General features: G+C 58.6%; 27 protein-coding genes. 12 read left to right on the top strand and 15 right to left on the bottom strand.

Features of this window, described 5'->3' with window-relative positions; translation table 11 throughout:
- Window positions 1-4 precede the first annotated feature (4 nt).
- The 6 genes from lspA to sppA form a co-directional block, all read right to left on the bottom strand.
- Complete coding sequence (gene lspA / locus OK142_RS18935) at window positions 5-493, bottom strand: signal peptidase II (protein ID WP_003493513.1); 489 nt, start codon at window positions 491-493, stop codon at window positions 5-7.
- Window positions 493-1353 carry a TrmH family RNA methyltransferase gene (locus OK142_RS18930; protein WP_498684569.1) on the bottom strand — a complete coding sequence of 287 codons (861 nt, stop codon included), beginning with the start codon at window positions 1351-1353 and terminating at the stop codon, window positions 493-495. Before OK142_RS18930 ends, lspA begins: the two co-directional genes overlap by 1 nt.
- Window positions 1350-2483, bottom strand: a complete 1134-nt coding sequence (locus tag OK142_RS18925; RefSeq protein ID WP_498684566.1) for a class I SAM-dependent methyltransferase — start codon at window positions 2481-2483, stop codon at window positions 1350-1352. The genes OK142_RS18930 and OK142_RS18925 overlap by 4 nt, the downstream gene beginning before the upstream one ends.
- Window positions 2484-2575: 92 nt before the next feature.
- Window positions 2576-2917 (bottom strand): LapA family protein, encoded by a 342-nt coding sequence (locus OK142_RS18920; protein ID WP_003493507.1) that lies wholly within the window; start codon window positions 2915-2917, stop codon window positions 2576-2578.
- A gap of 65 nt (window positions 2918-2982) precedes the next feature.
- Window positions 2983-3309 (bottom strand): integration host factor subunit beta, encoded by a 327-nt coding sequence (locus OK142_RS18915; RefSeq protein ID WP_219256707.1) that lies wholly within the window; start codon window positions 3307-3309, stop codon window positions 2983-2985.
- A 2-nt stretch (window positions 3310-3311) separates the two neighbouring features.
- A complete protein-coding gene (gene sppA / locus OK142_RS18910) occupies window positions 3312-4265 on the bottom strand; it encodes a signal peptide peptidase SppA (protein ID WP_035241976.1) in 954 nt (317 codons plus the stop codon).
- Between the two features lie 247 nt (window positions 4266-4512).
- Between sppA and lptC the strand changes: the two genes are divergently transcribed.
- The 6 genes from lptC to ptsN all read left to right on the top strand — a co-directional run bounded on the left by lptC (window position 4513) and on the right by ptsN (window position 9640).
- A complete protein-coding gene (gene lptC, locus OK142_RS18905; protein WP_035241521.1) occupies window positions 4513-5178 on the top strand; it encodes an LPS export ABC transporter periplasmic protein LptC in 666 nt (221 codons plus the stop codon).
- Window positions 5179-5191: 13 nt separating this feature from the next.
- A complete protein-coding gene (locus tag OK142_RS18900) occupies window positions 5192-5755 on the top strand; it encodes an LptA/OstA family protein (RefSeq protein ID WP_035241518.1) in 564 nt (187 codons plus the stop codon).
- Between the two features lie 9 nt (window positions 5756-5764).
- On the top strand, window positions 5765-6574 hold the full coding sequence (gene lptB / locus OK142_RS18895) for an LPS export ABC transporter ATP-binding protein (protein ID WP_003493493.1): 810 nt from the start codon (window positions 5765-5767) through the stop codon (window positions 6572-6574).
- 152 nt (window positions 6575-6726) lie between these two features.
- Window positions 6727-8277 carry an RNA polymerase factor sigma-54 gene (rpoN, locus tag OK142_RS18890; RefSeq protein WP_498684564.1) on the top strand — a complete coding sequence of 517 codons (1551 nt, stop codon included), beginning with the start codon at window positions 6727-6729 and terminating at the stop codon, window positions 8275-8277.
- A 245-nt stretch (window positions 8278-8522) separates the two neighbouring features.
- Window positions 8523-9095 (top strand): ribosome hibernation-promoting factor, HPF/YfiA family, encoded by a 573-nt coding sequence (gene hpf, locus OK142_RS18885; RefSeq protein WP_035219244.1) that lies wholly within the window; start codon window positions 8523-8525, stop codon window positions 9093-9095.
- Between the two features lie 83 nt (window positions 9096-9178).
- Window positions 9179-9640, top strand: a complete 462-nt coding sequence (gene ptsN / locus OK142_RS18880) for a PTS IIA-like nitrogen regulatory protein PtsN (RefSeq protein ID WP_003503792.1) — start codon at window positions 9179-9181, stop codon at window positions 9638-9640.
- A gap of 87 nt (window positions 9641-9727) precedes the next feature.
- Here the strand turns inward: ptsN and grpE are convergent, their stop codons facing one another.
- Both grpE and hrcA read right to left on the bottom strand, forming a co-directional pair.
- Window positions 9728-10363 (bottom strand): nucleotide exchange factor GrpE, encoded by a 636-nt coding sequence (gene grpE / locus OK142_RS18875; protein ID WP_313612216.1) that lies wholly within the window; start codon window positions 10361-10363, stop codon window positions 9728-9730.
- Window positions 10364-10476: 113 nt separating this feature from the next.
- Window positions 10477-11568: a heat-inducible transcriptional repressor HrcA gene (gene hrcA / locus OK142_RS18870; RefSeq protein WP_082183570.1), complete on the bottom strand. Its 1092-nt coding sequence runs from the start codon at window positions 11566-11568 to the stop codon at window positions 10477-10479.
- Between the two features lie 136 nt (window positions 11569-11704).
- On the opposite strand from hrcA, the gene rph reads away from it, so the two are divergent.
- From rph to hemW, 3 genes are read left to right on the top strand one after another with little or no spacing between them, the layout of a single operon-like run.
- Window positions 11705-12421, top strand: coding sequence for a ribonuclease PH (rph, locus tag OK142_RS18865; protein ID WP_046799315.1), 717 nt, complete (start codon window positions 11705-11707; stop codon window positions 12419-12421).
- 17 nt (window positions 12422-12438) lie between these two features.
- Window positions 12439-13083, top strand: coding sequence for an RdgB/HAM1 family non-canonical purine NTP pyrophosphatase (rdgB, locus tag OK142_RS18860; protein WP_498684560.1), 645 nt, complete (start codon window positions 12439-12441; stop codon window positions 13081-13083).
- A gap of 5 nt (window positions 13084-13088) precedes the next feature.
- Entirely contained in the window at window positions 13089-14288 is a 1200-nt protein-coding gene (gene hemW, locus OK142_RS18855; protein WP_082184573.1) for a radical SAM family heme chaperone HemW, read from the top strand.
- Window positions 14289-14468: 180 nt separating this feature from the next.
- Here the strand turns inward: hemW and dnaA are convergent, their stop codons facing one another.
- The 4 genes from dnaA to mutM all read right to left on the bottom strand — a co-directional run bounded on the left by dnaA (window position 14469) and on the right by mutM (window position 18971).
- A complete protein-coding gene (gene dnaA, locus OK142_RS18850) occupies window positions 14469-15929 on the bottom strand; it encodes a chromosomal replication initiator protein DnaA (RefSeq protein ID WP_246230960.1) in 1461 nt (486 codons plus the stop codon).
- An 870-nt stretch (window positions 15930-16799) separates the two neighbouring features.
- Window positions 16800-17066, bottom strand: a complete 267-nt coding sequence (rpsT, locus tag OK142_RS18845) for a 30S ribosomal protein S20 (RefSeq protein ID WP_003493474.1) — start codon at window positions 17064-17066, stop codon at window positions 16800-16802.
- A 195-nt stretch (window positions 17067-17261) separates the two neighbouring features.
- Window positions 17262-18035: an enoyl-CoA hydratase gene (locus OK142_RS18840; RefSeq protein WP_003493473.1), complete on the bottom strand. Its 774-nt coding sequence runs from the start codon at window positions 18033-18035 to the stop codon at window positions 17262-17264.
- 33 nt (window positions 18036-18068) lie between these two features.
- A complete protein-coding gene (mutM, locus tag OK142_RS18835) occupies window positions 18069-18971 on the bottom strand; it encodes a bifunctional DNA-formamidopyrimidine glycosylase/DNA-(apurinic or apyrimidinic site) lyase (RefSeq protein WP_498684559.1) in 903 nt (300 codons plus the stop codon).
- Between the two features lie 143 nt (window positions 18972-19114).
- Here mutM and ubiE point away from each other — a divergent pair, with 143 nt between their 5' ends.
- The 3 genes from ubiE to olsE all read left to right on the top strand — a co-directional run bounded on the left by ubiE (window position 19115) and on the right by olsE (window position 22893).
- Window positions 19115-19891, top strand: a complete 777-nt coding sequence (gene ubiE, locus OK142_RS18830) for a bifunctional demethylmenaquinone methyltransferase/2-methoxy-6-polyprenyl-1,4-benzoquinol methylase UbiE (RefSeq protein WP_082183566.1) — start codon at window positions 19115-19117, stop codon at window positions 19889-19891.
- Window positions 19892-19927: 36 nt separating this feature from the next.
- A complete protein-coding gene (gene ubiB, locus OK142_RS18825; protein ID WP_498684557.1) occupies window positions 19928-21502 on the top strand; it encodes a 2-polyprenylphenol 6-hydroxylase in 1575 nt (524 codons plus the stop codon).
- Window positions 21503-21978: 476 nt separating this feature from the next.
- Window positions 21979-22893, top strand: coding sequence for an ornithine lipid hydroxylase OlsE (gene olsE, locus OK142_RS18820; RefSeq protein WP_082184572.1), 915 nt, complete (start codon window positions 21979-21981; stop codon window positions 22891-22893).
- A 9-nt stretch (window positions 22894-22902) separates the two neighbouring features.
- Here the strand turns inward: olsE and OK142_RS18815 are convergent, their stop codons facing one another.
- The 3 genes from OK142_RS18815 to OK142_RS18805 form a co-directional block, all read right to left on the bottom strand.
- A complete protein-coding gene (locus tag OK142_RS18815; protein WP_498684555.1) occupies window positions 22903-23277 on the bottom strand; it encodes an MmcQ/YjbR family DNA-binding protein in 375 nt (124 codons plus the stop codon).
- Window positions 23274-24479, bottom strand: coding sequence for a bifunctional phosphopantothenoylcysteine decarboxylase/phosphopantothenate--cysteine ligase CoaBC (coaBC, locus tag OK142_RS18810; protein ID WP_498684554.1), 1206 nt, complete (start codon window positions 24477-24479; stop codon window positions 23274-23276). Before coaBC ends, OK142_RS18815 begins: the two co-directional genes overlap by 4 nt.
- 168 nt (window positions 24480-24647) lie before the next feature.
- On the bottom strand, window positions 24648-26231 hold the full coding sequence (locus tag OK142_RS18805) for a peptide chain release factor 3 (RefSeq protein ID WP_498684553.1): 1584 nt from the start codon (window positions 26229-26231) through the stop codon (window positions 24648-24650).
- Window positions 26232-26272: the final 41 nt, after the last annotated feature.

Here is a 26272-nt window from a genome sequence, read left to right as displayed (position 1 = left end):
AATTTTACTTTTTAGCTGCCCGAGCGTGCAGAAACTCATCGAGAATGACGCAGCCCGCGCCGATGGTTATGAAAGTATCGGCAAGATTGAAGACCGCGAAGGACCATGTGTCGGTGTGAAACAGGATATAGTCGATGACGTGACCGTAGAAAAAGCGGTCGAGAAGATTGCCGGCCGCGCCCGCGATGATGAAGGCGAAGCCGAGATGGGCGAAGGTTCGGTCCGCTGCCGTCTTGCGCCAGAGCCACAGGACGAAGACCACAATGACGAGCCGCATGCTGACGATGAACCAGCCATGCATGTCCGACAGCATCGAAAATGCGACGCCGAGATTATAGGTGCGGTAAAGCGCCAGGAACGGAACGACCGGCACCATCTCCTGCAGCGGCAGATAGGCTTCGACCAGTTGCTTGACGATCTGATCCAGCACAAGGGCAGCAACGATCAGCGCGAAAGCCGGACCAAATTTCGAAAACAACGCCGCTTTGGCCATTACTTCACCGGTGTCAGTTCGAGGAGATGTCGCCGCGCCTCGAAAAGCATGACGGCGGTTGCGATGGCGAGATTGAGGCTGTCGGCGCGTCCCTGCTGGGGAATACGGGCGAGCTGATCGGCCTTGCCTGCCAGTTCCGGCGGCAGGCCAGACTGTTCGTTGCCCATCAAAAGCACGACCGGCTTTCCGGCATAGTCGATCTTTCGATAATCGACCGAGCCGGCGAGATGGGTGGCGACGACGCTGACATTGGCCGATTTTTTCCAGGAGAGGAATTCCTCGACCGAAGCGCGGGCAACAGGCGTGGCGAAAACCGAACCCATGGTGGCGCGAACCGTTTCCAGCGAAAAGGGATCGGTGCAATCGCCAACCAGAATGACGCCCGAAGCGCCTGCCGCATCAGCCGTGCGGATGATGGTGCCGAGATTACCGGGATCGCGGACCCGGTCGAGCGCGATATAGGTCTCTCCCTTTTCCGGGCGAATATCCTTCAGCGGTTTCCATTTCTGCTCGAAAATGCCGACGACCATCTGCGGATTGTCGCGGCGGGTGATCGAGGCGATAACCTTTTCGCTGACTTCGAGCACCAGACCGCCAGATGCGACCGTCTTCACCGCCGCCTGCTCCACCAGCGGCTTGCCTCTGGCGGCCTTGGCATAAACCAGCGTCTTGATCGTCCAGCCCAGTTCAAGCGCGTCGATGACCAGCTTCAAGCCTTCCGCCATGAAGGTGCCGGTTTCTTCCCTACCCTTTTTCTGGGTGAGCGCCTTGATATCCTTGATGATGGGATTGGCAAGGCTGGTCACTTCCTTGACCTGGCCAACCCGGCGCGTGGTGTTTTCGCGCATGTCCTTCGTCATTTCGGCTCCCAGCGGCTGAACAGCGATGTGGAAAGCACCCGTCCCGGCGTCTTGCCGTCAAGCCCGGCCTCGCGAATGACGAGTTCGCCGGATGCGACGACGCCACCGGCGCCACGCATGGTTTCGCGCATCAACTCATGCATCGAATAGAAGCTTGCACGGATGGAATAGGCCGTCAGCACCAGGCCGAGCGCCCTGGGCGACAGGATTTCGCGGCAGATATCCAGCATCAGCGGCAGATGATCGAACAATTGCCAGACCTCACCATGAGTGCCGCGGCCGAATTTCGGCGGGTCGGTGAGGATGATGTCGTAGGTGCTGCCGCGGCGCTCCTCACGCTGGATGAATTTCATCGCGTCTTCGCAAATCCAGCGGATCGGCGCCTGTTCGAGCCCGGCAAGCGCCTGGTTCTCCTTCGCCCAGCCGATCGCCTTCTTGGAGGCATCGACATGGGTAACTTCAGCCCCCGCAGCCGCCGCAACCAGGGAGGCGACGCCGGTGTAACCGAAGAGGTTCAGCACCTTGAGCGGCCGGTCGGCGGTCTCGACGGCATTTTTCAGCCATTCCCAATGGAGGATCTGTTCCGGGAATACACCGACGTGACGGAAGGCCGTGAAACGACCAAGAAAATCGACCCCGAGCAGGGAGAGTGGCCAGGTCTCACCGAGCGCTTCCTTTGGAAAACGCCAACGGCCCATGCCGTCCTCATCGGTATCGCCGGTGAAAATGGCGTCGGCATTCTGCCATACGCGGTCGGGAACCGACGGTTGCCACAGGGCCTGCGCCTCGGGACGAACGACGCGGTAATCGCCATATTGTTCGAGCTTCAGGCCGTTGCCGCTGTCGATCAGGTGAAAATCGCCGGCACCACTCGATTCCAGAATGACCGGAACCTGTTCTGCGGGACGTTCGCCGGTGCGAGTCTTGAGAGCCCGCGCGGGCGCCTGCTCAACCGCTGTCGCCGGAATGGCCTTTTCCTTCGGCGCAGGTTTCGGCACGCTGCGCACCGCATCCGGCTCGCGCTTTTTCGATGCCGTATCCGCCCGCCGTGCCGGCTTTGCGGCATGAACCTGTTTTTTTTCGCTCCCGGCACGCACGCGATTGCCCGGCCGGCTGTCTTTTTTCTTCAATGGAAATCTTTCCGCTTCTGCCCGCGTCTTATCGCGCAGCAAATAGCATTCCACACGCCGCTCGCCTAGAGCCGGAACGAATGTCGGCTACATCACTTTGCCGGGAGTTGGCCCGCATTTGGAACATGTCCGGTCGCGGCGGCTTTCTGCCGGTTCGCCTCGTCATGCCAGCGAACGGCCTCTTTCGCCTCGATACGGGCGCGCTTGCGATGCTTGCCCTGCGCAAACCACGTGGCCGAAGATCCCAGAAGCACGCCGAAAATGACCGCCAGAAACAGGAATACGAAAAACGGCGCGGTGAAGGACAGAACACCGTCTTCGGGCCTGAACGGATTGAGCGCCAACGTCACGGCCTGACGATTGGCCACGCACAGGATGACGAGGATAATCGCCAGCGGAAGCAGGATGATGAGGTTGATGATTTTTTTCGACATCCGAGAATACTCCATCGCTGCGGGGTTCCGCCGGCTCCGTTTCCGTCGCCAAACGGCAAGAACGATCAATCGTCCTCTTCGTCACCCATTCCAGGGTTCAGGCGCTCGCGCAGTTCCTTGCCCGTCTTGAAGAAAGGCACCCATTTTTCCTCGACGAAAACCGACTCACCCGTGCGCGGGTTCCGGCCGGATCGCGAAGGACGGTTTTTCACCGAAAATGCGCCGAAACCACGAAGCTCGACACGATTTCCTGCCGCCAGGGCATCGGTGATTTCATCCAGCACCGCATTGACGATGTTTTCCACGTCACGGTGATAAAGGTGCGGGTTACGCGCAGCAACGATCTGCACCAGTTCAGACTTGATCACGGTTGCCCCCTGAAAGAATTGGATTTTTAACGCGGATCAACCTGCCAAACGGAAACAAGACCGTCAAGAAACAACTTGTCCGCACCGAGCTGGCCGGAGCCCGCAAAGGGAATTAAATCGTCATATCCCAGAAACTTCGCTATTTGCGCAACACTGAAAAGCGAAAAAGGCGAACGGGACGATGGCGCGCGCCATTCGACGATCGGCAGATCCTTGGCGACGCCGCGTGTTTCGAAATAGCCGCGAATTTCCTTCTCGCCACCCAGCGTGTCGACCAGCTTGTTGGCGAGCGCCTGCCTGCCGGTGAAAATCGATCCGTCCGCGAGTTTCAGCACATCCTCGCGCGGCAGCTTGCGACGATCGGCCACAAGGTCGACGAACCAGCCATAGCTGTCCATCACCATGGCGCGGATCATCGTCTTTGCCTCTTCGGGCGCCTCATGGAAGGGCGAAGGTTCGGCCTTCAATGGAGAAGACTTGATTTCCTGCAGCGAGACGCCCAGCTTTTCCATCAACTGGCCAACCTGCGGATATTGAAAGATCACGCCGATCGAGCCGGTGATCGAGGTTTCCCCGGCGACGATGGTATCGCCGGCCGACGCGATCATATATCCGGCGGAAGCCGCCAGCGTGCGGACATCCGACACGACCGGCTTCTTTTCCGCAACGCCGCGAATGGCCTTGAAGATGCGCTCACCGCCATAGGTGGTGCCGCCGGGCGAGGAAATAGAAACGATCAGGCCTTTGACATTATCGCTCTTGGCAATCTTGTCGAGCCGCTCCAGAAGTTCGGTATTGTCCTGGATCAGGCCGGAAATCTCGACACGGGCAATGTGGGGCTTGGCGCTTTGCTGCGGCTCGGTCCATAAAAACCGGTAAAGGCCGAAAATGCCGGCGACGAGCAGGAGAACAGCGGCAATCCGCCAGAAAGTCAGCTTGCGGCGCAAACGCCTGCGATCCGCTATCGCCATATTATCCATCGAGAACCTCTGCCATCCGGCCTTTGAAGCGACATAAGCATCACGGCCATATGGTTCTTCTAACGCGAAGCCGCAAGGAAACAATAAGGAAACCAGAATTACGATAAAATTCGCATTTCCCTTGCACCTTTCCAGACAAAAACCATATTGGCAGGACAAAGCACTCATGCCAAAGACATTAAGATAAACATATAAGCTTCAGTTGCGCGCCAAAATGGTGCCCAGGAAGTTTTCCGGATCCACTCTTATGCTTGAAAGACTCCGCGAACCAGCGCCAGCATTTCCGCTGCCCAATGACCAGAACGGCGCTTACGAGCGCGCGCTCAGGCATTCTGCGCGCGTGAAACGGCTGAAAATCATCCTGCCGCTCGGCGCAGCGGTCATTTCGCTTGCCTTCATCGCTGTTTCGCTGATCCGAACCTGGGCGCCTGACGAGGTTTCGCTGGAAAGTGCAAGGATCGAGGACGGCAAGATCGTAATGGAAAAACCCGCCGTTGCGGGCCGCAACGAGAAGGGGATCGACTATTCCATGAACGCCGACCGTGCGTTGCAGGACATCGCCAACCCCAACCTGATGACGCTTGAGAAGGTTCTGGCCGCCGTGCCGGTGAACGATGGTATCGCCCAGGTGATCGCCCAGGAAGGCATCTTCGACCGGGCCACCAATAAGCTGAAGATGACCGCACCTTTTGACATCAATCTCAGCAATGGCATACAAGCGAAGTTCCAGTCTGCGGACGTCGATCTGAAAGCCGGAAAAATGAGCAGCCAGGAGCCCGTTTCAATCAAAACAAACGACGGCTCGATTGTTGCGCAATCGATTGATATCGCCGATAATGGCAAGACGATTACATTTTCGGGGCAGGTACGGGCACGTATCGCTGCATCCAATATCAAAAATGAAGGCAAGTGAGAGCCCGGTCCAGATGATGCAAATTTCCCGTCCCGTTTCCATTGGCAGATCCGCCGGCCTTACAGCTGCTGGTCTTTTTTTCTCGTGTCTTGCAACTGTGGCTTTTGCCCAGAACACCACCAGCAATATGCAGGGCGTGAAGCTTTCCGGCGATCAGCCGATCGCGATTGAAAGCGATCAGCTCGAAATCCGGGATCAGGAGCGCAAGGCCTATTTCACCGGCAATGTGAAAGTGGTGCAGGGCACGACTACCCTTCAGGCCGGCAAGATGACCGTGAACTACAAGGGGCAAGGTTCGTCGCTCACCAGCGGTGATGCCAACATCGAAAAAATCTTCGTGGACAATAACGTCTATCTGACGTCCGAAACCCAGAAGGCCACGGCCGATCACGGCGAGTTCGACATGGCGGCGCAGACCTTCATCCTCACGGGCAAGCAGGTCGTGCTGTCCGAGGGCACGAATGTGTTCACCGGCTGCAAGCTGACTGTGTTGATGAATACGGGACAGGCCAAGCTCGAAAGCTGCGGCGGTCCCGTCCGGATCATGCTCGATCCAAAATCGCAGAAAAAACAGTAGTCTCACCTCGTGAAGATACCCTCGATCTCAAAAATATTTGGCGGTGGACGCGACCGGTCCGCGGACGCGCCCTCGCCGGCCGACAAGGCTCGCTATGAAGGCACGCTCATCGCGCATGGTCTGACCAAGACCTACAATACGCGCCGGGTCGTCAATGGCGTGTCATTGGTCGTGCGCCGCGGCGAGGCCGTTGGGCTGCTCGGTCCGAACGGCGCGGGCAAAACCACCTGTTTTTACATGATCACAGGCCTCGTGCCGGTGGATTCCGGAAAGATCGCCATCAATGGCAACGATGTGACGGGCATGCCGATGTACAGGCGCGCGCGCCTCGGCGTCGGTTATCTGCCGCAGGAAGCCTCTATCTTCCGTGGACTTACGGTCGAGGAAAACATCCGCGCCGTACTGGAAGTACACGAGCCTGACAGCGCCAAGCGCAACCGCAAGCTTGATGAATTGCTGGAAGAGTTCCACATTGCGCAGCTGCGCAAGTCGCCCGCTGTCGCGCTGTCGGGTGGTGAACGCCGCCGTCTGGAAATCGCCCGCGCTCTGGCGACTGATCCGACCTTCATGCTTCTGGACGAACCCTTTGCGGGCGTCGATCCGATTTCCGTCAGCGACATCCAGAATCTCGTCCGGCATTTGACCGCACGCGGGATCGGCGTTCTCATTACGGACCACAATGTTCGCGAAACGCTCGGCCTCATCGACCGCGCCTACATCATCCATGCCGGTGAGGTTCTGACCCATGGCCGCGCAGACGATATCGTCAACAATCCGGACGTGCGTCGGCTCTATCTCGGCAATAATTTTAGCCTGTAAGCTTCGGGCGCGAAAGATTCTTCATCGCGCCCCGCCCTGACGCTTGACCAAACATAATAAAAAAGCAATTTTTGGGCCAAGTTCTCTTGCCCTCGCAAAATTTATGAAAACTGTGGCAATGGAGAAGCTGTAAGGGGAGTTTCGCGTCCGCCATGGCATTATCTGCCAGCCTTTTGCTGCGTCAAAACCAGTCTCTCGTGATGACACCGCAACTGATGCAGTCCATCCAGCTGCTTCAGATGACGCATTTCGAACTGACGCAGTTTATCGCGCAGGAGGTTGAACGCAATCCGCTGCTCGAAATTGCGGCAAACGATGGCGATTTGGGCGGCGACAGCCCTGCGGATGCAGAGAATTTCGGCGATGCCGACAGCGAGGCCTCAGACAAATCCGCAACGGTAACCGCCGATAGCGACGACTGGTATGGCGAGCGCGCCGCCAATCTTGGCGAACAGCTCGATACCAGCTTCGAAAACGTCTTTCCCGACGATGGCGAACCCCGAAAGGCCGATGCCCCCGAGCTCGCAAGCCAATGGAAATCCATGCCCGGGCAGGAGTCCGGCGAAAGTTACGATCTCGACGATTTCGTTGCCGCGAGACAAAGCATCGGTGACCATCTCAATCAACAATTGCCGCTTGCCATATCCTCCCCGGAGGACAGGATGATAGCCGATGCGCTGATCGGCCAGCTCGACGAAACAGGATATATCGCGACGGATGCCGTCGATGATGTCGCCGAACGGCTGGGAGCTACTCCTTCGGCAGTGGAGCAGGTTTTGAAGACCCTTCAGGGTTTCGACCCTCCGGGCGTGTTTTCCCGTTCGCTGAGCGAGTGTCTGGCGATCCAGCTTGCCCAGAAGGACCGCCTCGATCCGGCTATGCGGGCGCTTGTCGACAATCTGGAGCTCCTGGCCAAACGGGACTTCGCGGCCCTGAAAAAACTCTGTGGCGTCGATGAAGAGGACCTTCTCGACATGTTGGCGGAAATCCGCACGCTCAATCCGCGCCCCGGTGCCGGCTACGATTCGATGGTCTCGGAGACAATCGTCCCTGATATCATTGTTCGCCCCTCCTCGGCAGGCGGCTGGCTTGTCGAGATCAATCCCGAGACCCTGCCGCGCGTGCTCATCAACCAGACCTATTTCGCCGAGGTCTCGCGGCACAAGGCCCGTCAGGGCGAGGATCAGGATTTTCTGGCTGAGTGCATGCAGACGGCCCACTGGCTGACCCGCAGCCTCGACCAGCGCGCCCGCACAATCATGAAGGTGGCCACCGAAATCGTTCGCCAGCAGGACGCCTTTCTTGTTAACGGCGTGGATCACCTGAGGCCGCTGAACCTCAAGACCGTGGCCGACGCCATCAAGATGCATGAATCCACCGTCAGCCGCGTGACGTCGAAAAAATACATGCTGACGCCGCGCGGGCTGTTCGAGCTGAAATATTTCTTCAGCGTGTCGATCAGCTCCGTGGAAGGCGGCGACAGCCATTCAGCGGAGGCAGTACGCCACCGCATCAAGGGCATGATCGCGCAGGAGGCCGCCGACGCGGTGCTTTCCGACGACGATATCGTCGACAATCTGAAAAAGAGCGGCATCGATCTCGCCCGCCGCACCGTCGCCAAATATCGCGAGGCGATGAACATCCCCTCCTCCGTGCAGAGGCGTCGGGAAAAGAAGGCGCAGGCAAGAGCCTCCGCCTACTGAGCAGCGAAAACGATCACGTTTTCAGGGCTTGGCTGCCGCCCCCCGGCTGCACCATTGACTCTTGTCACGCCAGGGGCTAGAAGCCCGCCGCACACGTAAGCAAGGTCATTTGTAACGGATTCATCTCCACCGTCCATGGGCGTAAAATTCGAATGGGGGCTTTTTAAGGTCTTCGAAACGCTTGGATGCGCGCTCGGCTTGACGTAAGCTGGTACTCGCAAATCACTACAAAAAGGAAAATTTCCATGAGTGTGCGTGTATCTGGTAAACATATGGAGATCGGTGAATCTTTCCGTCAGCGGATTGAGGACAATATAGGTCTGGCAGTTACCAAATACTTCGATGGGGGGTATTCAGGCCAAGTGACCGTTGAGAAGTCGGGATCGCGTTTTGCCGCCGATTGCAAGCTGCATCTCGATACGGGCGTTGTATTGCATGCGGCGGGTCAGGCAAATGATCCGCAAGCGAGTTTCGATGCAGCCGCAGAGCGGATCGAAAAGCGCCTGCGTCGCTACAAGCGCAAGCTGAAAGACCATCATAGCGGCGCAAATGGCGTGATGCCGGAGATCGCCTATACGGTGATGGATGCTATTCCCGATGAGGATCACGAGGTCCCTGAAGATTACGCACCCACCATCGTGGCAGAGAGTTCGAAACAGATAAAGACAATGTCCGTTGCCAGCGCCGTGATGGCGCTCGACATGACGGACGAACCGGTTCTGCTGTTCCGCAGCCCGGGCAAGGAATATCTCAACATCGTCTACCGACGTCATGACGGCAATATCGGCTGGATCGACGCGGAAACGATCAAGAGCTGAACAGTCTGACAGGACTGTGGGAGGCAGGGCGCGAAAGCGTATCTGCCTCCCACATCGTCTCGATGGCATGAAGGAAAAAGAGAATGGCGTTGGCAGATTTGCTGCAACAAGATGCGATTATTCCCGCCCTCAAGGTGAATTCCAAAAAGCAATTGCTTCAGGAGCTGGCCGCAAAGGCAGCCAGAATTACCGGAGTCTCGGAACGGGAAGTTTTCGACGTCATCCTCCAGCGTGAAAAGCTCGGCTCCACCGGTGTGGGCCACGGCATCGCCATTCCGCATGGCAAGCTCAACAGCATTCACCAGATCACCGGTGTTTTCGCACGTCTTGAAACGCCGGTTGATTTCGAAGCACTGGACGACCAGCCGGTCGATCTGGTTTTCCTGCTGCTCGCGCCCGAGGGCGCCGGCGCGGATCACCTCAAGGCCCTGTCCAGAATTGCGCGCGCCCTGCGCGACCCCGAACTGGTGGCCAAGCTGCGCGCCACCGATTCCGACACGGCAATCTACGCCTTCCTCAATCAGGAGCAGGCGACGGCGGCCTGATAGCCACTTTTCTGCTGGCCTCAGTTTTCATGACATAAAAAACGCGCCCTGAAGGCGCGTTTTTTATTGGGGTAAGAAGAGAATGCCTCAGGCATCCTTTTCATTGAGAGAAGAGGTGCCCGGCTCGGCCGATGCGGATATCTCAACTTTCGGGCCGCCCTTGGCAACGCCAACCATGGCGGGGCGCAGGACCCGGTCGCCGATGGTGAAGCCGGCCTGAACCACCTGAACCACCGTGTTATTCGGAACCGCCGGGTTGGGGATTTCGAACATGGCCTGGTGGAAATTCGGGTCGAACTTCTGGCCTTCAGCATCGATCTTCTTGACGCCGTGGCGTTCCAGCGTCGACAGCATCGAGCGTTCGGTCATTTCCACACCTTCGATCAGACCGTTGAGACCAGCTTCGCCATTGGTCTTGAGTTCGTCGGGAATGGCCTCGAGAGCGCGGCGAAGATTATCGGAAACGGCGAGCATGTCGCGCGCAAAACCGGCGAGCGAATAGGACTTGGCGTCCTTGACGTCACGCTCGGTGCGGCGACGAAGATTGTCCATTTCCGCTGCGAGACGCAGGAACTTGTCGCGCAAATCGGCATTTTCGGCCTTGAGCAGTTCGACCGGATCGGGTTCGGCGGCTTCGGCAGGTTCTTCCCCGGCAAGCGCGGGTTCGACAAACTCTTCGGCGACATCAGCGTCAGGTCCGGGCTTTTTTGTATCGTCGGTCATGACGTTCTCCAGATTTGAATGTTGTTGGTTGCGCCCGATATCGAGCTTTGACGGGCAAAAATCAAGGCTTGCGGCGAAAAGCTTGCCGCATTCTCTGACCTTGCGGCTTTGTCCTATCTCTGCTTGCGGGAAAGGCGGGCCATGATCTGCGCTGTATAGTCCACCATAGGTACGATACGGGCGTAATTGAGCCTGGTGGGACCGATGACGCCGACCGCACCCACGACACGGTTTTCCTCATCGCGGTAGGGCGCGACGATCAGCGATGAACCGGACAATGAAAAGAGCTTGTTTTCCGAACCGATGAAAATCCTGACCCCAGAGCCGCTTTCCGCAAGATTTAGGATCTCGATGAGATTTTCCTTGCGCTCCAGATCGTCGAAGAGCAAGCGCACGCGATCGATATCTTCCTCGCCGGCGAGACCCTCGAGCAGGTTGGAGCGTCCGCGAACGATGAGGCGGCCGAGCTTGCCATCCTCATTGTCACCCGCCCAGACGGCCAGGCCGCGCTCGATCAGATCCTGCGCCAGCGTGCCCAATTCCGATTGCAATTCCGCCTGCTGCCTCTGGAACTGGGCTCGCAGCTCCTGCAGCGTCTGGCCGGACAGATGGGCATTGATGAAATTCGCCGCCTCAATCAATTGTGATGACGAAATGCCGGCGGGCAATTCGATGATGCGGTTTTCGACCTGATTGTGATCGCCGACCAGCACGGCGAGCGCCTTGGTGGGCTCCAGCCGGATGAATTCCACGTGTTTGAGGATGACGTCGTTCTTGGCCGTCAGCACAAGGCCAGCGCCGCGCGACATGCCTGATAGCATGCGGCTCGCCTCCGTCAGCAGCCCTTCCAGCGATTGTTCATGGCCGGCGACCGGGCCGATCTGCCGGTCGATGTTTGCCCGCTCCTCAGCAGGCAGATCGCCCACCTGCATGAAGGCGTCGACGAAGAAGCGCAGCCCCGTCTGGGTGGGCAGGCGCCCGGCGCTGATATGCGGCGAATAGATGAGGCCGAGTTCCTCAAGGTCGCTCATGACGTTGCGGACGGAGGCGGGTGAAAGCGACATCGGCAGCAGCCGCGACAGGCTGCGCGATCCCAAAGGTTCGCCGGTGTCGAGATAGCCTTCGACGATGCGCCGGAAAATCTCCCGCGACCGTTCATCCAGCAGCGATGCCTGATCTTTTGAAAGCGGTGCTGAAAAGCCCATCTCGTCCGTTCTTTGTCATCCAAATCCTGTTTGCATCAATATAATGCGTCGCACCGCTGGGACAAAATGGAAATTGGCTTTGCAAATGCCCGGGCCTCGCCTTAGAAGGCAGGAACCAACATGGAGAGTGGATCATATGCGGCCTTCAGGCAGAAAAACCGATCAGATGCGCAAGGTTTCCTTCGAGCGTAATTTCTCGAAACATGCGGAAGGCTCCTGTCTGGTCAAGTTCGGTGACACGCATGTGCTCGTCACCGCAAGCCTTGAGGAAAAGACGCCGCCGTGGCTGCGCAACAGCGGCAAGGGCTGGGTCACCGCCGAATATGGCATGCTGCCGCGTTCCACCCATGAACGCATGAAGCGCGAAGCCGCCGCCGGCAAGCAGGGTGGGCGCACGCAGGAAATCCAGCGCCTCATCGGCCGCTCGCTCCGCGCCGTCGTTGATCTGCAGGCGCTCGGGGAGCGCCAGATCAGCATCGACTGCGACGTCATTCAGGCCGATGGCGGCACACGCACCGCGTCCATCACCGGCGCATGGATTGCTCTCCACGACTGCCTGAAGTGGATGGAAACCCGCAACATGATCAAGGTCGAAAAGGTCCTCAAGGATCACATCGCGGCGATCTCCTGCGGCATCTTCGCAAAACAACCGGTCATCGATCTCGATTATCTGGAAGACTCTTCCGCCGAGACCGACGCGAATTTCGTCATCACCGGCTCTGGCGGCATCGTCGAGGTTCAGGGAACGGCGGAAGGCGCACCCTTCTCCGAAGAGGAATTCCTGACGCTGCTCGGCCTTGCAAAGGCAGGCTGCAGCGAGCTGGTCGCCCTTCAGAAACAGGCGATTGCCTGAGCCGACGGGAAAACATCATGCGCAAGCTCGATACCAGAACGATCGTTGTCGCCAGCCACAACAAGGGCAAGATCGCCGAAATTGCCGATCTCATCGGACCTTTCGGCTTTTCCGCCAAATCGGCTGCCGAGCTGAATTTCGAAGAGCCGGACGAGACGGGCACCACCTTTGAGGAAAATGCCGCCATCAAGGCGCTTGCCTCCGCAAAGGCATCGGGTCTGCCCGCCTTGTCCGACGATTCCGGTCTGGTCATCGATGCGCTGGATGGTGCGCCGGGTGTCTATACCGCCAATTGGGCGGAAACGGCCGATGGCACCCGCGACTTCGCCATGGCGATGCAGAAAGTCGAAGATGCGCTTGCCGAGCGTGGCGCATCGAAGCCAGAAGATCGCACGGGGCGCTTCGTGAGCGTGCTTTGCCTCGCCTGGCCGGATGGGCATGTCGAATATTTCCGTGGCGAGGTGGAGGGCACTGTGGTGTGGCCACCGCGCGGTACGAGCGGTTTCGGTTATGACCCCGTCTTCAAGCCTGAAGGATATGACACTACATTCGGCGAGATGACGGCGGATGAAAAACACGGCTGGAAGCCGGGTGACGCGGTAGCGCTGTCACACCGCGCCCGCGCCTTTAAAAAATTCGTAGAAACCTGCCTGGAGGCATGAACCCGATGGTCGGGGAGCATCATTTTTCTGCCCCCGGCGCGTCGCTTCTGCCGGACACGGGCGATCCCGGTTTCGGGATCTATCTGCACTGGCCCTTCTGTGCGGCCAAGTGTCCCTATTGCGATTTCAACAGCCATGTCCGCCACCGTCCGGTGGATCAGGAACGGTTTACGGCTGCCTTTCTGCGTGAAATGGAACATATGCGGGCGCTCAGCGGCCCGCGCGTGGTCACCAGCATCTTCATGGGAGGCGGCACGCCATCGCTGATGGACCCGCAGACCGTCGGCGCAGTTCTTGATGGCGTCTCGCGCTTCTGGCATGTGCCGGATGGTATCGAGATCACCATGGAGGCCAACCCTTCAAGCGTCGAGGCGGAACGTTTTCGCGGTTACCGGGCGGCGGGCGTCAATCGCGTCTCGCTCGGTGTGCAGGCGCTGAACGATCGGGATCTGAAATTCCTCGGCCGTCTGCATGATGTTGCCGATGCGCTGAAGGCCATCCGGCTGGCACGGGAAATCTTCCCGCGCATGTCCTTTGATCTCATCTATGCCCGTCCGAACCAGACGGTGGCCGAATGGGACGCCGAATTGAAGGAGGCGGTCTCCTATGCCGTCGATCATCTGTCGCTCTACCAGCTGACCATTGAGGAAGGCACACCCTTTTACGGGCTGCACAAGGCTGGCAAGCTCATCGTGCCGGATGGCGAACAGTCGGCCGTGCTTTATGAAGCGACCCAGGAAATCACCGAGCGTTACGGCATGCCGGCCTATGAGGTTTCCAACCATGCACGGCCCGGCGCGGAAAGCCGCCATAACCTCACCTATTGGCGCTATGGCGATTATGCCGGCATCGGCCCCGGCGCCCATGGCCGCCTGACCAAGGGTGCCTCCAAGCTCGCGACCGCCACCGAGCGCCACCCAGAAACCTGGCTCGAGACCGTCGAGCGGGAAGGCCACGGCATGGTCGACCAGGAAATGCTCGGCGTGGATGAGCAGGCCGACGAATTGCTGCTGATGGGCCTTCGCCTGCGCGAGGGTATCGATCTCGCCCGCTGGAGCGATCTTTCCGGCCGCGACCTCGATCCGGAGAAGGAAGAATTCCTTCTGCAGCACGGTTTCGTCGAAAGGCTCGGTAATTCGCGCCTGCGCTGCACCCCTTCCGGCATGCTTATTCTGGATGCAGTGGTGGCCGATCTCGCCTGCTGATTGGCGGCATTGAGCGACCCGAAAAGCCAATAAAAAAGCGGCCCAGTGGGCCGCTTGAGGGTATAACGAAACCGTATGACTTTCCGAAACATGGTTGGATCCTCGGGATGAGCCCGAGGATGACGTCGCCTATTGCGGGATGATGGCCAACGGATTGAAGCGGCCCGAAGGCCGCTTTTATTATGCGTTGTTCTCGTTGATCAGGCGCTTCAGCAACTCAACCTCATGGCCGAGCTTGGTGTCGCCGGAAATCAATTCCTCGATCTTGCGCACCGCATGCAGAACCGTGGTGTGATCGCGACCGCCGAAACGGCGACCGATCTCCGGGAAGGAACGCGGCGTCAGCATCTTGGCCAGATACATGGCGATCTGACGCGGCTTGACGATGACGCGGGTACGACGGTTGGACACCAGCTCCTGCCGCGACACATTATAGTGCTTGGCGACGATGCGCTGAATATCCTCAATGCGCACGCGTTTGGCCTCACCGCTTCCGACAAGGTGCGACAGCAGCTCATCGACGCGGTCAACCGAGAGGTTCGGCTCGAATGAGCGACGGAACATCAGCTGGTTGAAGGCGCCTTCAAGCTCACGCCCGCTTGCCGTCACGCTTTTGGCAACGTGGGTCAGGATTTCGTCCGAAATCTCGAAAGACGGATCATCCTGACGCGCCGAACCCATGCGACGGTTGAGCATTTCGTAGCGCATGTCGTAATCGGGACCTTCGATCTCGATGGCCATACCGCCCTGAAGACGCGAACGGACACGCGGATCGAGCGATTCCAGCTCCCACGGTGCACGGTCAGCAGCCACCACGACCTGCTTGGCGCTGTCGAGCAGCATGTTCAGCAGGTGGCAGAATTCGTGCTGGATCATCTTGCCCTGCAGGAACTGCATGTCGTCGATGACGAGCAGGTCGATATTGCGCAGCGTGTCCTTCAGCGTCAGCGCATCATTATCGCGGATCGCGGTTGCGAAACGCCACATGAAATATTCGGCCGTCAGATAGACCACGCGCGGGTTGCGCGGGCTGTCGATGGCGGCATTCGCAATCGCCTGCAGAAGGTGCGTCTTGCCAAGGCCGACGCCCGCATGGATGAACAGCGGATTGAAGCGCACGGCACCGGCACCCGCTTCCGCGATCGTCTTTGCCGCCGCAAGGGCTACACGGTTGGACGAGCCTTCGACAAAGGTGTCGAAGGTGAAGCGTGTATCAAGTGGCGAACCGAACAGCGGACCGGAGCTTCCCTGACGCAGGGTTGTCTGGGCCGCCGCAGGCTGTGCGGACGGGGTTGTCGCGGGCTGCGACGGAATGAAGGACTTGTTGCGAACCGTACCCACGTCCTGCACGGGCTGCGCCCTCTCCTCGACCTGCGCGGGACGGACCGGGCGGCTGGCGGAGCGGACAAGAATTTCCACCTTCAGCACATCCGGGTCCTCGCTCTGCACGAGGTTGGTGATCAGATCCATATAACGGTTGTTGATCCAGGACTTCAGAAAGGTCGTCGGAACGGTAAAACGGACGACGCTTTTCGAAACGGAATGGAGTTTGAGCCTTGCAAACCAGCTTGCATAGACCTCGGGACCAACCTGTGCCTTAAGCCGCGCGCTAAAACGTTCAAACAGCGCATCGTGCTTCATTGCCGATTTGTCCCCTGCCGCATCTGAGCAAGCTGCATCACGACCCTTCGGTGCGCGGTCCCCATCAGCCACCGCACCCATCGCCAAATTCAATTGCATATTGCCGCCTTTCAAATTGCCAATCATAGCCTGACGACCAAAAATCGATCGCCAGAGATCCCCCTCGTATTATTCTTGCCTCCAGCGCTCCCCTCGAAAGAACGTCAAAGGCTTCTACTCGTTTGCGAGCCGGTTATCCCATTTCCCTCCCCCTCATGGAGAGGCCTGCGACACGCTAAAGACGCTCCTTTCGCCACAACCTAAAGGCGCACTCTTGAGGACAAAAAGCTCCCGCCCGTTCCGAGACCGAAACGGCACAAAAAGCTCCATGACCTGAGAAAACGGACCTCGAAAGACCCGCCAGCAAGAAGGTGAATACCGTCGATGTGATCATCACGATAATCTGTGGACTGAGATCCGCACCCCTTGTTGAAATGCATTTAGGCAGGATCGTGGGGAGAGATCAATGGCGTTTTTTCTGCAAAAACTCAGATCGGCCATTGACTCGCATAGGCCGTTTTGCATCACCGGCAAGGTCCGAAGCAGAATCGCTTATGAATCAATGAGATTCAATTTTGGCATTTTTTGAGAGGCGATTTTGGCAAAAAAATAAAAATCTTCTTGACTCAAAACTCGTCGGGACTTCCGTAGAGAAAGCTTCCCATTTCCGGAGATACCTCCAGCAAGCCATTGTTTTTGCTAAATATTTCCTGTCGTCCATCTGACACGCGTTTGTCACGTTACGGCAGGAATGATTAACAGGCGGTTAGAATCACAAAAAGCCCGGTCAGAAGACCAGGCTTTTAGAATAATTATTTGTGATTAGCCGGATTAGGCGGAAAGGGCCTTAACGCGCTGTGCGAGACGCGACACCTTGCGAGATGCGGTGTTGCCATGCAGAACGCCACGGGTGGCGGCGCGCTGGATCTCGGGCTGAGCTGCCTTCAGAGCTTCGGTGGCTACTGCCAGATCGCCCGAAGCAATCGCTTCCTCGACCTTGCGGATGAAGCCGCGAACGCGCGAACGGCGAGCCTTGTTGACTGCGGTACGGCGAGCGATCTTGCGGGTCGCCTTTTTCGCCGAAGTTGTATTGGCCATGTATGCCTCTCTTCGAATTCAAACCAAATTCCGCAACCAGAGGATCGGGTCGTTCGACGACCTCACGTAACCCAAGAATGCGGGAGTAATTTCGGACAAGCCGGATGGCTTTCCTTAACCGTGGGCGGGCATATACCGCTAAAGCTTACGCCCGTCAACGCGCAAAACGCTTAAAAGCGCCGATATTCCGAATCCTTAGCGATTCCGGAAAGCGGGTTTGCGCTTTTCGACGAAGGCCGCCATGCCCTCCTTCTGATCCGCCGTTGCAAAGAGCGACTGGAAGGATCGTCGTTCATATCTCAGACCCTCCGCCAGAGGCACCTCGAAGGAGCGATTGACGCTTTCCTTGGCCATGAGGACGGAGGCACGCGACAGCGAGGCGATGCGGGTCGCAGCCTCCACCGCCTCATCCATGAGATTTGCGGCCGGCACGATCCGCGATACGAGACCGGCGCGCTCCGCCTCCGCCGCATCCATCATGCGGCCGGTCAGAACCAGATCCATGGCCTTCGCCTTGCCCACGGCCCTCGTCAGCCGCTGCGAGCCGCCCATGCCGGGAATGACGCCGAGCGTGATTTCCGGCTGGCCGAATTTCGCCGTGTCCGAAGCAATGATGAAATCGCACATCATTGCCAGCTCGCAGCCGCCGCCGAGCGCAAAGCCGGAGACTGCTGCGATGACCGGCTTGCGGGTCGATGCGACCTCTTCCCAGCCGCCAAGGAAGTCGCCGACATAGGCATCGACAAAATCCAGCCCCTGCATTTCCTTGATGTCGGCGCCGGCGGCAAATGCCTTTTCCGAGCCGGTGATAATGATGGCGCCAATGGAATCATCGGCGGAAAACGAGGAAAGAATGTGCCGCAGTTCTTTCAGAAGCACCGAATTGAGAGCGTTGAGCGCCTTGGGGCGGTTGAGCGTGATGATGCCCACCTCATCGCGTTTCTCCACCAGTATCGTTTCATAGTCCACGGCAGTCTCCCTCTCTCCGTTATTCCGGCTCCGTCATTTCTGGCAGGCGGCGCAATAAAAGGTGGAACGACCGGCCTGTACCACTCTTTCAACCGTACCCCCGCAGCCGGGTGTCCGGCAAGGCTGGCCTTCCTGATCGTAGACCGAAAAGGAATGCTGGAAATAACCGAGCGTTCCGTCCGTCTGCATATGGTCGCGCAGGGAAGAGCCGCCGGCGGCAATCGCATCCGCAATAACATCGCGGATTTTCTCAGTGAGATCGATAAGCTGCGGTTTCGGCTTGCCGGTTTTCGTCACCAGCGTTCCTGCCGCCCGCAAAGGCGAGAGGTGGGCGCGCCACAGCGCCTCGCAGACATAGATATTGCCGAGGCCGGCAATGATCTTCTGATCCAGGAGCGTGCTTTTCAAAGGCTGGCTCTTGCCCTCAAACCGGCTCGCCAGATAATAGGCGCTCAGCGCATTGCCCGTCGGCTCCGGGCCAAGCTCCGCAAAGGCCGGGTAAAGGTCGAGCTTGTTGCGCTCCACCAGATGCATGAAGCCGAAGCGGCGCGGATCATTATAGATGACGCAGACACGCTCTTCTCCCTTGTCGAGATGAAAGACGACATGATCATGCTTGCCGTCTTTCGAACGGGCATAATGAAACGCGCCGGGCGCGTCCCTGTCACCGACCCCATCCACCTCCGGCTCAATACGAAATGAGCCGGACATACCCAGATGAGCGACGATGGTCAGCCCGTCCTCCAGTTCGATTAAAAGATATTTCGCCCGGCGCCCGAGCGATACGATTGTCTTGCCTTCGATCAGCGCCGCGAAATCCTCCGGAAATGGAAAGCGCAAATCGGGACGGCCGAGATGGAGCCTGCGGATGCTTGCTCCTTCCATGGCGGGTGCAAGGCCGCGTCTGACGGTTTCGACTTCTGGCAATTCTGGCATCTGGCTTATCCGGCAGTTTATCGTTAGGACCATGTGGTCTATACAATGCACGCGAAATGTCGCGCCCAGGCGATGCGGCAACAGATAGCGTCGCCATGGCGTTTCCGCTATGGTCCGCCACGCAATTAATATGGAGACAGACTATGACCGACGCCCGTACCACTGCCCAAGGCGGCATGGAAACGTCCTATGGCTTCCACAAGGTGGACGAAGGCAAAAAGCAGGGGCTGGTCAACGACGTCTTCCATAAGGTCGCCAAGCGCTACGACATCATGAACGACGTGATGTCGGCCGGTCTGCACCGGCTGTGGAAGGACGCCATGGTCTCCTCGCTTTCGCCACGCAAGGATGCCTCCTACAAGGTTCTGGACGTGGCGGGCGGCACCGGCGATATCGCCTTCCGCATCGTCGAAGCCTCCAATCGTCTGGCGCATGCCACCGTTCTCGACATTAACGGCTCGATGCTGGCCGTTGGCGAGGAGCGTGCGGCGAAACGAAAGCTTTCCGACAATCTGACCTTCGTTGAGGCCAATGCCGAGGAGCTGCCCTTCGAGGCAAACACATTCGATGCCTATACGGTCGCATTCGGCATTCGTAACGTGCCGCGCATCGATGTGGCGCTGAAAGAGGCTCACCGTGTGCTCAAGCGTGGCGGGCGGCTGCTGGTGCTGGAGTTTTCCGAAGTGGAAATGCCGCTGCTCGACCGCGTTTATGATGCGTGGTCGTTCAACGCCATTCCGCAATTCGGCAAGATGATCACCGGCGATGCCGAGCCCTATCAATATCTGGTCGAGTCGATCCGCAAATTCCCCAATCAGGAGGATTTCGCGACGATGATCCGCACCGCCGGTTTTTCCCGCGTGACCTATACGAATTACACCGGCGGTATCGCCGCCCTGCATTCCGGCTGGAAGCTTTAAGACCATGGCCGGCAAGAGCAGGAGACAGGCATAAGCATGAGCACTTTGGGCGCATATTTCCGCCTCGCAAGGGTTGGCTGGGTTCTCGTGCGCGAAGGCGTCGTGCTGGCCTTGCCCTCCGATGACCTGCCTGCTTCCGCACAGGTGCTGAAAGCGCTGCTGAAACCCTTCGCCCGCAGTAAGGCCAAGCGGGCGCAGCGCAGCGACCGGCTGGCCACGGCTGTCGAGCGGCTTGGCCCGTCCTATGTGAAGATGGGACAGTTTCTGGCGACACGGCCGGATGTCGTCGGCGCCGACTTTGCCGACGACCTCGCAAGCCTTCAGGACCGCATGGCATTTTTCCCCGCAGCCGCGGCGAAGGCCAATATCGAAGGTTCGCTCGGACGCCCGGTTTCAGAGCTCTACAAGGAATTCGGCGATCCGATCGCCGCCGCTTCCATCGCCCAGGTTCACCCGGCCATGGTGGATACGCCGAAAGGGCCGCGCAAGGTCGCCGTCAAGGTCATACGCCCCGGTGTGCGCCAGCGTTTCCAGAACGATCTCGAGGCGATGTATCTGATCGCCGACCTGCAACAGCGTTTCGTGCGCTCCGCCCGTCGCCTGCGCCCGGTTGAAGTCACGCGCACGCTGGAACAGACCACCAAGATTGAGATGGATCTGCGGCTTGAGGCCGCCGCGCTTTCGGAACTTGCGGAAAACACCAAGGACGATCCCGGGTTCCGCGTTCCCGAGGTCGACTGGGAACGCACCGGCCGCGATGTCGTCACCATGGAATGGATCGACGGCGTCAAGATGTCTGACATCGAGGGGCTGAAGGCCGCCGGTCACGACCTGAACCAGCTTGCCGATACGCTGATCCAGTCTTTCCTGCGCCACACGCTGCGCGACGGTTTTTTCCACGCCGACATGCATCCCGGTAATCTTTTCGTCGATGCGCAGGGCGAGATCGTCGCCGTAGACATGGGCATTGCCGGACGCCTCGGCAAAAAGGAACGCCGCTTCCTCGCCGAAATCCTCTACGGCTTCATCACCCGCGATTACATGCGCGTGGCGGAAGTGCATTTCGAGGCCGGTTATGTGCCGGGTCATCACGATAAAGCCAGCTTCGCCCAAGCGATCCGCGCCATTGGCGAGCCGATCCACGGCCAGCCGGCCGAGACGATCTCCATGGGCAAGCTTTTGACGCTGCTGTTCGAAGTAACCGAACTCTTCGACATGGAAACGCGCCCGGAACTGGTGATGCTGCAAAAGACCATGGTGGTGGTGGAAGGCGTGTCCCGCATGCTCAATCCGCGTTTCAACATGTGGAAGGCGGCCGATCCGGTCGTCAGCGGCTGGATCAGGGACAATCTCGGCCCGAAACGCATCGTCACCGATCTGAAGGACGGCGTGAAGGCGGCTCTCAAGCTTGCCGAGGCGGCACCCGAGATCGCGGCCAAGACGGAGAAGCTGCATTCCGATCTGATGTATATGAGCGAGAATGGCCTGCGTTTCGACGCCCAGACGGCGGAAGCAATCGGCAAGGCGGAAGCGCGCCATACAAAATGGGGCCGCGCAGCACTCTGGGTGATAGCCCTGACGCTTCTCTATATTGCCATCCGAATCAGTTAAGACATATGGGAGTTTGGAAATGCCGGTTTGCGGTGGGCACATCACCGGCCGGGAACCGCCTGGCAAGCCGATGAGACGACCGCATGCCATGTTCATGCAATCTAATGAGGAATAGTGGCCTGATCCTTTAAACGAAACAGGTGACTGATGCGATTGCTCACATTTCTGATCGGTTCGCTATTCTTCAGTCTTCAGCCGGCCCTGGTGCCGGAGGCAGTGGCGGAACACAGGGTTTACGATCCCTGCACGGACGGCAGCATAAGCGATGGGAAGCCACGCAGCTGCAGCGAGTTGAAACGGGAACTGCGGCGCAGCGACAGGTACGGGCGCAGGGAGTGGGAATATTATCGGCCGATGCGGCCAGAGCGCATCGATCCATGCACGGACGGGCGCTTCAGCGACGGGCAACCGCGATCCTGCGAGGAGCTGCGCCGCTGGTTGGATGTTAGATGATTGCCGGACGGGAATTGAGATTCATGGCAAAAACTCAGGCAATGAAACAGGCCCTTACCTACGCTTCGTGGCCGATGGTGTTTTTCTCCGGCCTCGCCGGCTCCTATTTCGCCTTCACCAGCAACCATCCGATAACGGGGTTCCTCGTCGTCTACGCCTGTGCGGTCACGGCCCTGTTTCTTCTTGAACGCTACATCCCTTATGAGGTCGAATGGCTTGAGGGTGACGGTGAGACCGCAACCAGCATTGGCCACACACTTTTGACCAAGGGTCTTGTCCAGCTTGCCGCCGTTGCGGGGGCGATCTTTCCAATGGTTACCGCCAATGTGCTGCAACCGCTTGCAGCCATGCGGTTCGACATGTGGCCGTCCGATCTGCCGATGGTGGTTCAGGTCGCACTTGCGGTCACCATCGCCGAATTCGGTCTCTACTGGGCCCACCGCATCGCGCATGAAACCGTGTTTTTCTGGCGTTTCCATGCCCTGCATCACAGCGTTGTCCGGCTGTGGGTGGTCAATACGGGCCGCTTTCATGTGGCGGACTCGCTTTTCAAGATCGCTCTCAGCCAGATACCGCTCTATTTCATGGGCGCGCCTTTGCAGGTCTTCTGGTGGCTTGGGGCCGTTACGGCCTTCATCGGCATTCTGACCCATTGCAATGTCGATATGAAAACCGGCCTGCTCGACTACGTGTTCAGCACGCCGCGGCTGCACCGGTGGCACCATTCAAAGCAGCTTCCGGAAGGCAACACCAATTACGGCGAGAATCTCGTCATTTTCGATGTGATCTTCGGCTCCTACCACAACCCCGATCGGCCCTCTTCCACCGATATCGGCATCAAGGGTGAGATCGCGAAGGGGTTTGTGCCGCAGCTTTTGCAACCCTTCACCAAGGAAGGCGTCCGCCAGATCATCGGCAAGGACAAGAAGGTCAACTGAAACGAAAAACTATATCGTGGGCGCAGTGTCGATCACTATGCCCAGCTCGCCCCGCAGCTTCTTCGTCAGGCCGGCTGCGACAAGTTCGTAGGAGCGGCGTACATAATGCTCCAGCTCTTCCCGCTCCAGCGGCGAATGGTCGGCAATCGACACCCATTTGCGTTTCGCGAAATAGGGCGCCTGACCGATGCCTTCCAGTGAGGTGAGGATTTCGAAGCTTTCCTCCGAACATTTCACCACAAGCCGCCAGTCTACACGCTCTCCCAGCACCGCGAAGACCTTGTCTCCGACCTTGGCGACATGGGAATCCCATTGATCGACAAAACGCACACCCGGCCACCCGCCAAGCACCCGGTCGAAGGTCTTTTGATCAAACAGGCTCATGCCAGTTTCTCCGCGATGAGGGCCGCCAGGCGTTTTGCGACGTCTGCCTTGTCCAGATTCGGCCAAGCCTCGACACCGTCAGCCGAAATGATCTTCACGCTGTTGCGGTCCCCTCCCATGATGCCGGTTTCGGCGGATACATCGTTGGCGACGATATAATCCGCCCCCTTACGTTCCAGCTTGGCTCGACCGTTCTTCTCGACATCCTGCGTTTCGGCGGCGAAACCCACCACAAGCTTTGGGCGCTTTTCATGGTGGCCAACGGTTTTGAGAATATCGGGGTTTTCCGTCAGTTGCAGCGCCGGTGGGGCATCACCCGGCTGTTTCTTGATCTTCTGTTCCGACGCGCCTGCCACCCGCCAGTCGGCGACGGCGGCGACCATGACGGCAATATCTGCCGGCAGCCTCGAAATCACCGCATCGCGCATTTCTTCAGCACGCTCGACATGGATCGTCGTGACCCCGGCCGGATCGGCAATGGTGACGGGCCCCGAAACCAACGTGACCTCCGCCCCAAGCTCCGCTAGAGCCGCCGCGATGGCGTGGCCCTGCTTGCCGGAGGAGCGGTTGGCGATATAACGAACCGGATCGATCGGTTCATGGGTGGGGCCGGAGGTGACGATGGCCGTTCTGCCCTTCAGAAGCTTCGGACCGCCATCCAGCAGCGCCGCCACGGCTTCGACAATCTGCAAAGGCTCCGCCATGCGGCCAAGACCCGCCTCGCCCTTTTCCGCCATCTCGCCCACCATGGGGCCGATGAAAAACACACCGTCTTTTTTCAGCGTTTCGACATTGCGCGCTGTCGGCCTGGCGGACCACATTTTCGGGTTCATTGCAGGTGCGATCAGCACCTTGCGATCAGTCGCCAGAAGGATCGTGGAGGCAAGATCGTCAGCCAGTCCATGCGCCATCTTTGCCATCAGATCGGCGGTGGCGGGCGCGACCAGCACGAGGTCGCAGTCGCGCGCAAGCCGGATATGACCGACATCCTGCTCGTCCTGCCTTGAAAAAAGCTCGGTAAAAACATGGGTGGCGGACAGTGCGCCAACGGCAAGCGGAGTGACGAATTCCTGTGCGCCCTTCGTCATCACAGGCGTCACCTTCGCGCCGCGCTCTTTCAGGCGGCGGATGAGATCGAGGCTCTTATAGGCCGCGATACCGCCGGAGATGATGAGAAGAATATGTTTGCCTGAAAGCGTCATGATGCCGGACCAGTTTCCCGTTTTAGGGGAAACTAGAGCATTTCCGGTGAAGAATCACCTTCAATGCTCTATCTCTTTGTTTTTCCGCATTTCCGGACGGAAAACCGCTGCGCACTTTTCCTGAAAATGCTTCAGGCCCTTGGCATTCAAAGTGCAATCCGGCTGATATCACGCCGCCTTGGCGACGTGATATTCCTTGATCGCAACCATCTTGATCGCCGGAAAACGCTCGGACTCATAGCGGAGCGAGAAAGCATCCTGCGCCAGAAACACCGGATCGCCATCCAGATCGCGGGCGATATCGCCGCGCTTGACATTGAGAAACTTGTCCATTTCCGCCGGCTGATCGGAGGAAATCCAGCGGCAGACGGAAAAGCGCGACATTTCGAAGGAGACCGGCAGGCCATATTCGCCCATCAGACGCTCCTTCAACACGTCGAGCTGCAGTGCGCCGACAACGCCGACAATGGCGGGCGAGCCGTCTTCCGGCGAGAAGAGCTGCACGACGCCCTCTTCCGCCATCTGCTGCAGGGCTTCCTTCAGCTTCTTGGCCTTCATCGCGTCTTCCAAGCGCACGCGGCGCAGGATTTCCGGCGAGAAGTTCGGCACGCCCTGGAATACGAGGTTTTCACCCTCGGTCAGCGTATCACCGATGCGCAGCGTGCCGTGGTTGGGGATGCCGACCACATCGCCCGCAAAGGCGGTATCGGCCAGCTGGCGCTGTGACGCGAAGAAGAATTGCGGTGCGGTCAGCCCCATGAGCTTGCCGGTGCGGGACAACCTCGCCTTCATGCCGCGCTCCAGCTTGCCGGAGCAGATGCGGGCAAAGGCGATGCGGTCGCGGTGGTTGGGGTCCATATTGGCCTGAATCTTGAAGACGAAGGCCGTCATCTTGTCTTCCGCCGCATGGACGGTGCGGGTATCCGCCACCTGATCGCGCGGCGGAGGGGCGAAATCACCGAGCGCGTTGATGAGGTCGCGCACGCCGAAATTGCGCAGCGCCGAGCCGAAGAAAACCGGCGTCATGTGGCCTTCGAGAAATGCCTGACGGTCGAAGGGGCGGCAAGCTTCCAGCGCCAGTTCGGTTTCCTCAACAAATACCTTGCGTTCGTTTTCCGGCAGACGATCGGCAACAGCCTGAGGGCCGTTGACCGCCAGGCCATCCACCTGCGTGTCATTGCCACGAAAGGTGTTTTCAGCAAGATTGTAAGCACCACAGAAGCTTTTCGCCCGGCCGACCGGCCAGGTGATCGGCGCAGTATCGAGTGCCAGCTTTTCCTCGACCTCATCCAGAATCTCGAAGGGATCACGGCTTTCGCGGTCCATCTTGTTGATGAAGGTGATGATCGGAATATCGCGCATGCGGCAGACTTCGAAAAGCTTCAGCGTCCGTGGCTCGATACCCTTGGCGGCATCGATGACCATGATCGCCGCATCCACCGCCGTCAGGGTGCGGTAGGTATCGTCGGCGAAATCCTCGTGGCCGGGCGTATCGAGAATGTTGAAAACACGGTCGTTATATTCGAAGGTCATGACCGAGGTGACGACCGAAATGCCGCGCTCACGCTCAATCTTCATCCAGTCCGAACGGGTCTGGATGCGATCCTTCTTCGCCTTCACCTCACCGGCAAGCTGGATCGCTCCGCCGAACAGCAGCAGTTTTTCCGTAAGCGTGGTCTTACCCGCGTCCGGGTGCGCAATAATAGCAAAGGTGCGGCGGCGGGAGACCGCCTCGGCAAGTGTTTCGGCCATCTGACAAATCCTGTGGAATTGCGGGGTATCTAGCGTTTCAG

Origin of the sequence: Agrobacterium sp. BT-220-3 (assembly GCF_025910175.1) — a bacterium.
In the GTDB taxonomy this organism is placed as follows: Bacteria; Pseudomonadota; Alphaproteobacteria; order Rhizobiales; family Rhizobiaceae; genus Agrobacterium; species Agrobacterium oryzihabitans.
Note: the sequence above shows the minus strand (reverse complement) of the source record. Positions and strands in the feature narration are given on the sequence as shown.

What these genes read in the sequence shown, in the direction of transcription:
- lspA (WP_003493513.1), bottom strand. Translation starts at nt 493, where the DNA reads ATGGCCAAAGCGGCGTTGTTTTCGAAATTTGGTCCGGCTTTCGCGCTG.
- OK142_RS18930 (WP_498684569.1), bottom strand. Translation starts at nt 1,353, where the DNA reads ATGACGAAGGACATGCGCGAAAACACCACGCGCCGGGTTGGCCAGGTC.
- OK142_RS18920 (WP_003493507.1), bottom strand. Translation starts at nt 2,917, where the DNA reads ATGTCGAAAAAAATCATCAACCTCATCATCCTGCTTCCGCTGGCGATT.
- sppA (WP_035241976.1), bottom strand. Translation starts at nt 4,265, where the DNA reads ATGGATAATATGGCGATAGCGGATCGCAGGCGTTTGCGCCGCAAGCTG.
- lptC (WP_035241521.1), top strand. Translation starts at nt 4,513, where the DNA reads ATGCTTGAAAGACTCCGCGAACCAGCGCCAGCATTTCCGCTGCCCAAT.
- OK142_RS18900 (WP_035241518.1), top strand. Translation starts at nt 5,192, where the DNA reads ATGATGCAAATTTCCCGTCCCGTTTCCATTGGCAGATCCGCCGGCCTT.
- rpoN (WP_498684564.1), top strand. Translation starts at nt 6,727, where the DNA reads ATGGCATTATCTGCCAGCCTTTTGCTGCGTCAAAACCAGTCTCTCGTG.
- hpf (WP_035219244.1), top strand. Translation starts at nt 8,523, where the DNA reads ATGAGTGTGCGTGTATCTGGTAAACATATGGAGATCGGTGAATCTTTC.
- ptsN (WP_003503792.1), top strand. Translation starts at nt 9,179, where the DNA reads ATGGCGTTGGCAGATTTGCTGCAACAAGATGCGATTATTCCCGCCCTC.
- grpE (WP_313612216.1), bottom strand. Translation starts at nt 10,363, where the DNA reads ATGACCGACGATACAAAAAAGCCCGGACCTGACGCTGATGTCGCCGAA.
- hrcA (WP_082183570.1), bottom strand. Translation starts at nt 11,568, where the DNA reads ATGGGCTTTTCAGCACCGCTTTCAAAAGATCAGGCATCGCTGCTGGAT.
- rph (WP_046799315.1), top strand. Translation starts at nt 11,705, where the DNA reads ATGCGGCCTTCAGGCAGAAAAACCGATCAGATGCGCAAGGTTTCCTTC.
- rdgB (WP_498684560.1), top strand. Translation starts at nt 12,439, where the DNA reads ATGCGCAAGCTCGATACCAGAACGATCGTTGTCGCCAGCCACAACAAG.
- hemW (WP_082184573.1), top strand. Translation starts at nt 13,089, where the DNA reads ATGGTCGGGGAGCATCATTTTTCTGCCCCCGGCGCGTCGCTTCTGCCG.
- dnaA (WP_246230960.1), bottom strand. Translation starts at nt 15,929, where the DNA reads ATGAAGCACGATGCGCTGTTTGAACGTTTTAGCGCGCGGCTTAAGGCA.
- rpsT (WP_003493474.1), bottom strand. Translation starts at nt 17,066, where the DNA reads ATGGCCAATACAACTTCGGCGAAAAAGGCGACCCGCAAGATCGCTCGC.
- mutM (WP_498684559.1), bottom strand. Translation starts at nt 18,971, where the DNA reads ATGCCAGAATTGCCAGAAGTCGAAACCGTCAGACGCGGCCTTGCACCC.
- ubiE (WP_082183566.1), top strand. Translation starts at nt 19,115, where the DNA reads ATGACCGACGCCCGTACCACTGCCCAAGGCGGCATGGAAACGTCCTAT.
- ubiB (WP_498684557.1), top strand. Translation starts at nt 19,928, where the DNA reads ATGAGCACTTTGGGCGCATATTTCCGCCTCGCAAGGGTTGGCTGGGTT.
- olsE (WP_082184572.1), top strand. Translation starts at nt 21,979, where the DNA reads ATGGCAAAAACTCAGGCAATGAAACAGGCCCTTACCTACGCTTCGTGG.
- OK142_RS18815 (WP_498684555.1), bottom strand. Translation starts at nt 23,277, where the DNA reads ATGAGCCTGTTTGATCAAAAGACCTTCGACCGGGTGCTTGGCGGGTGG.
- coaBC (WP_498684554.1), bottom strand. Translation starts at nt 24,479, where the DNA reads ATGACGCTTTCAGGCAAACATATTCTTCTCATCATCTCCGGCGGTATC.
- OK142_RS18805 (WP_498684553.1), bottom strand. Translation starts at nt 26,231, where the DNA reads ATGGCCGAAACACTTGCCGAGGCGGTCTCCCGCCGCCGCACCTTTGCT.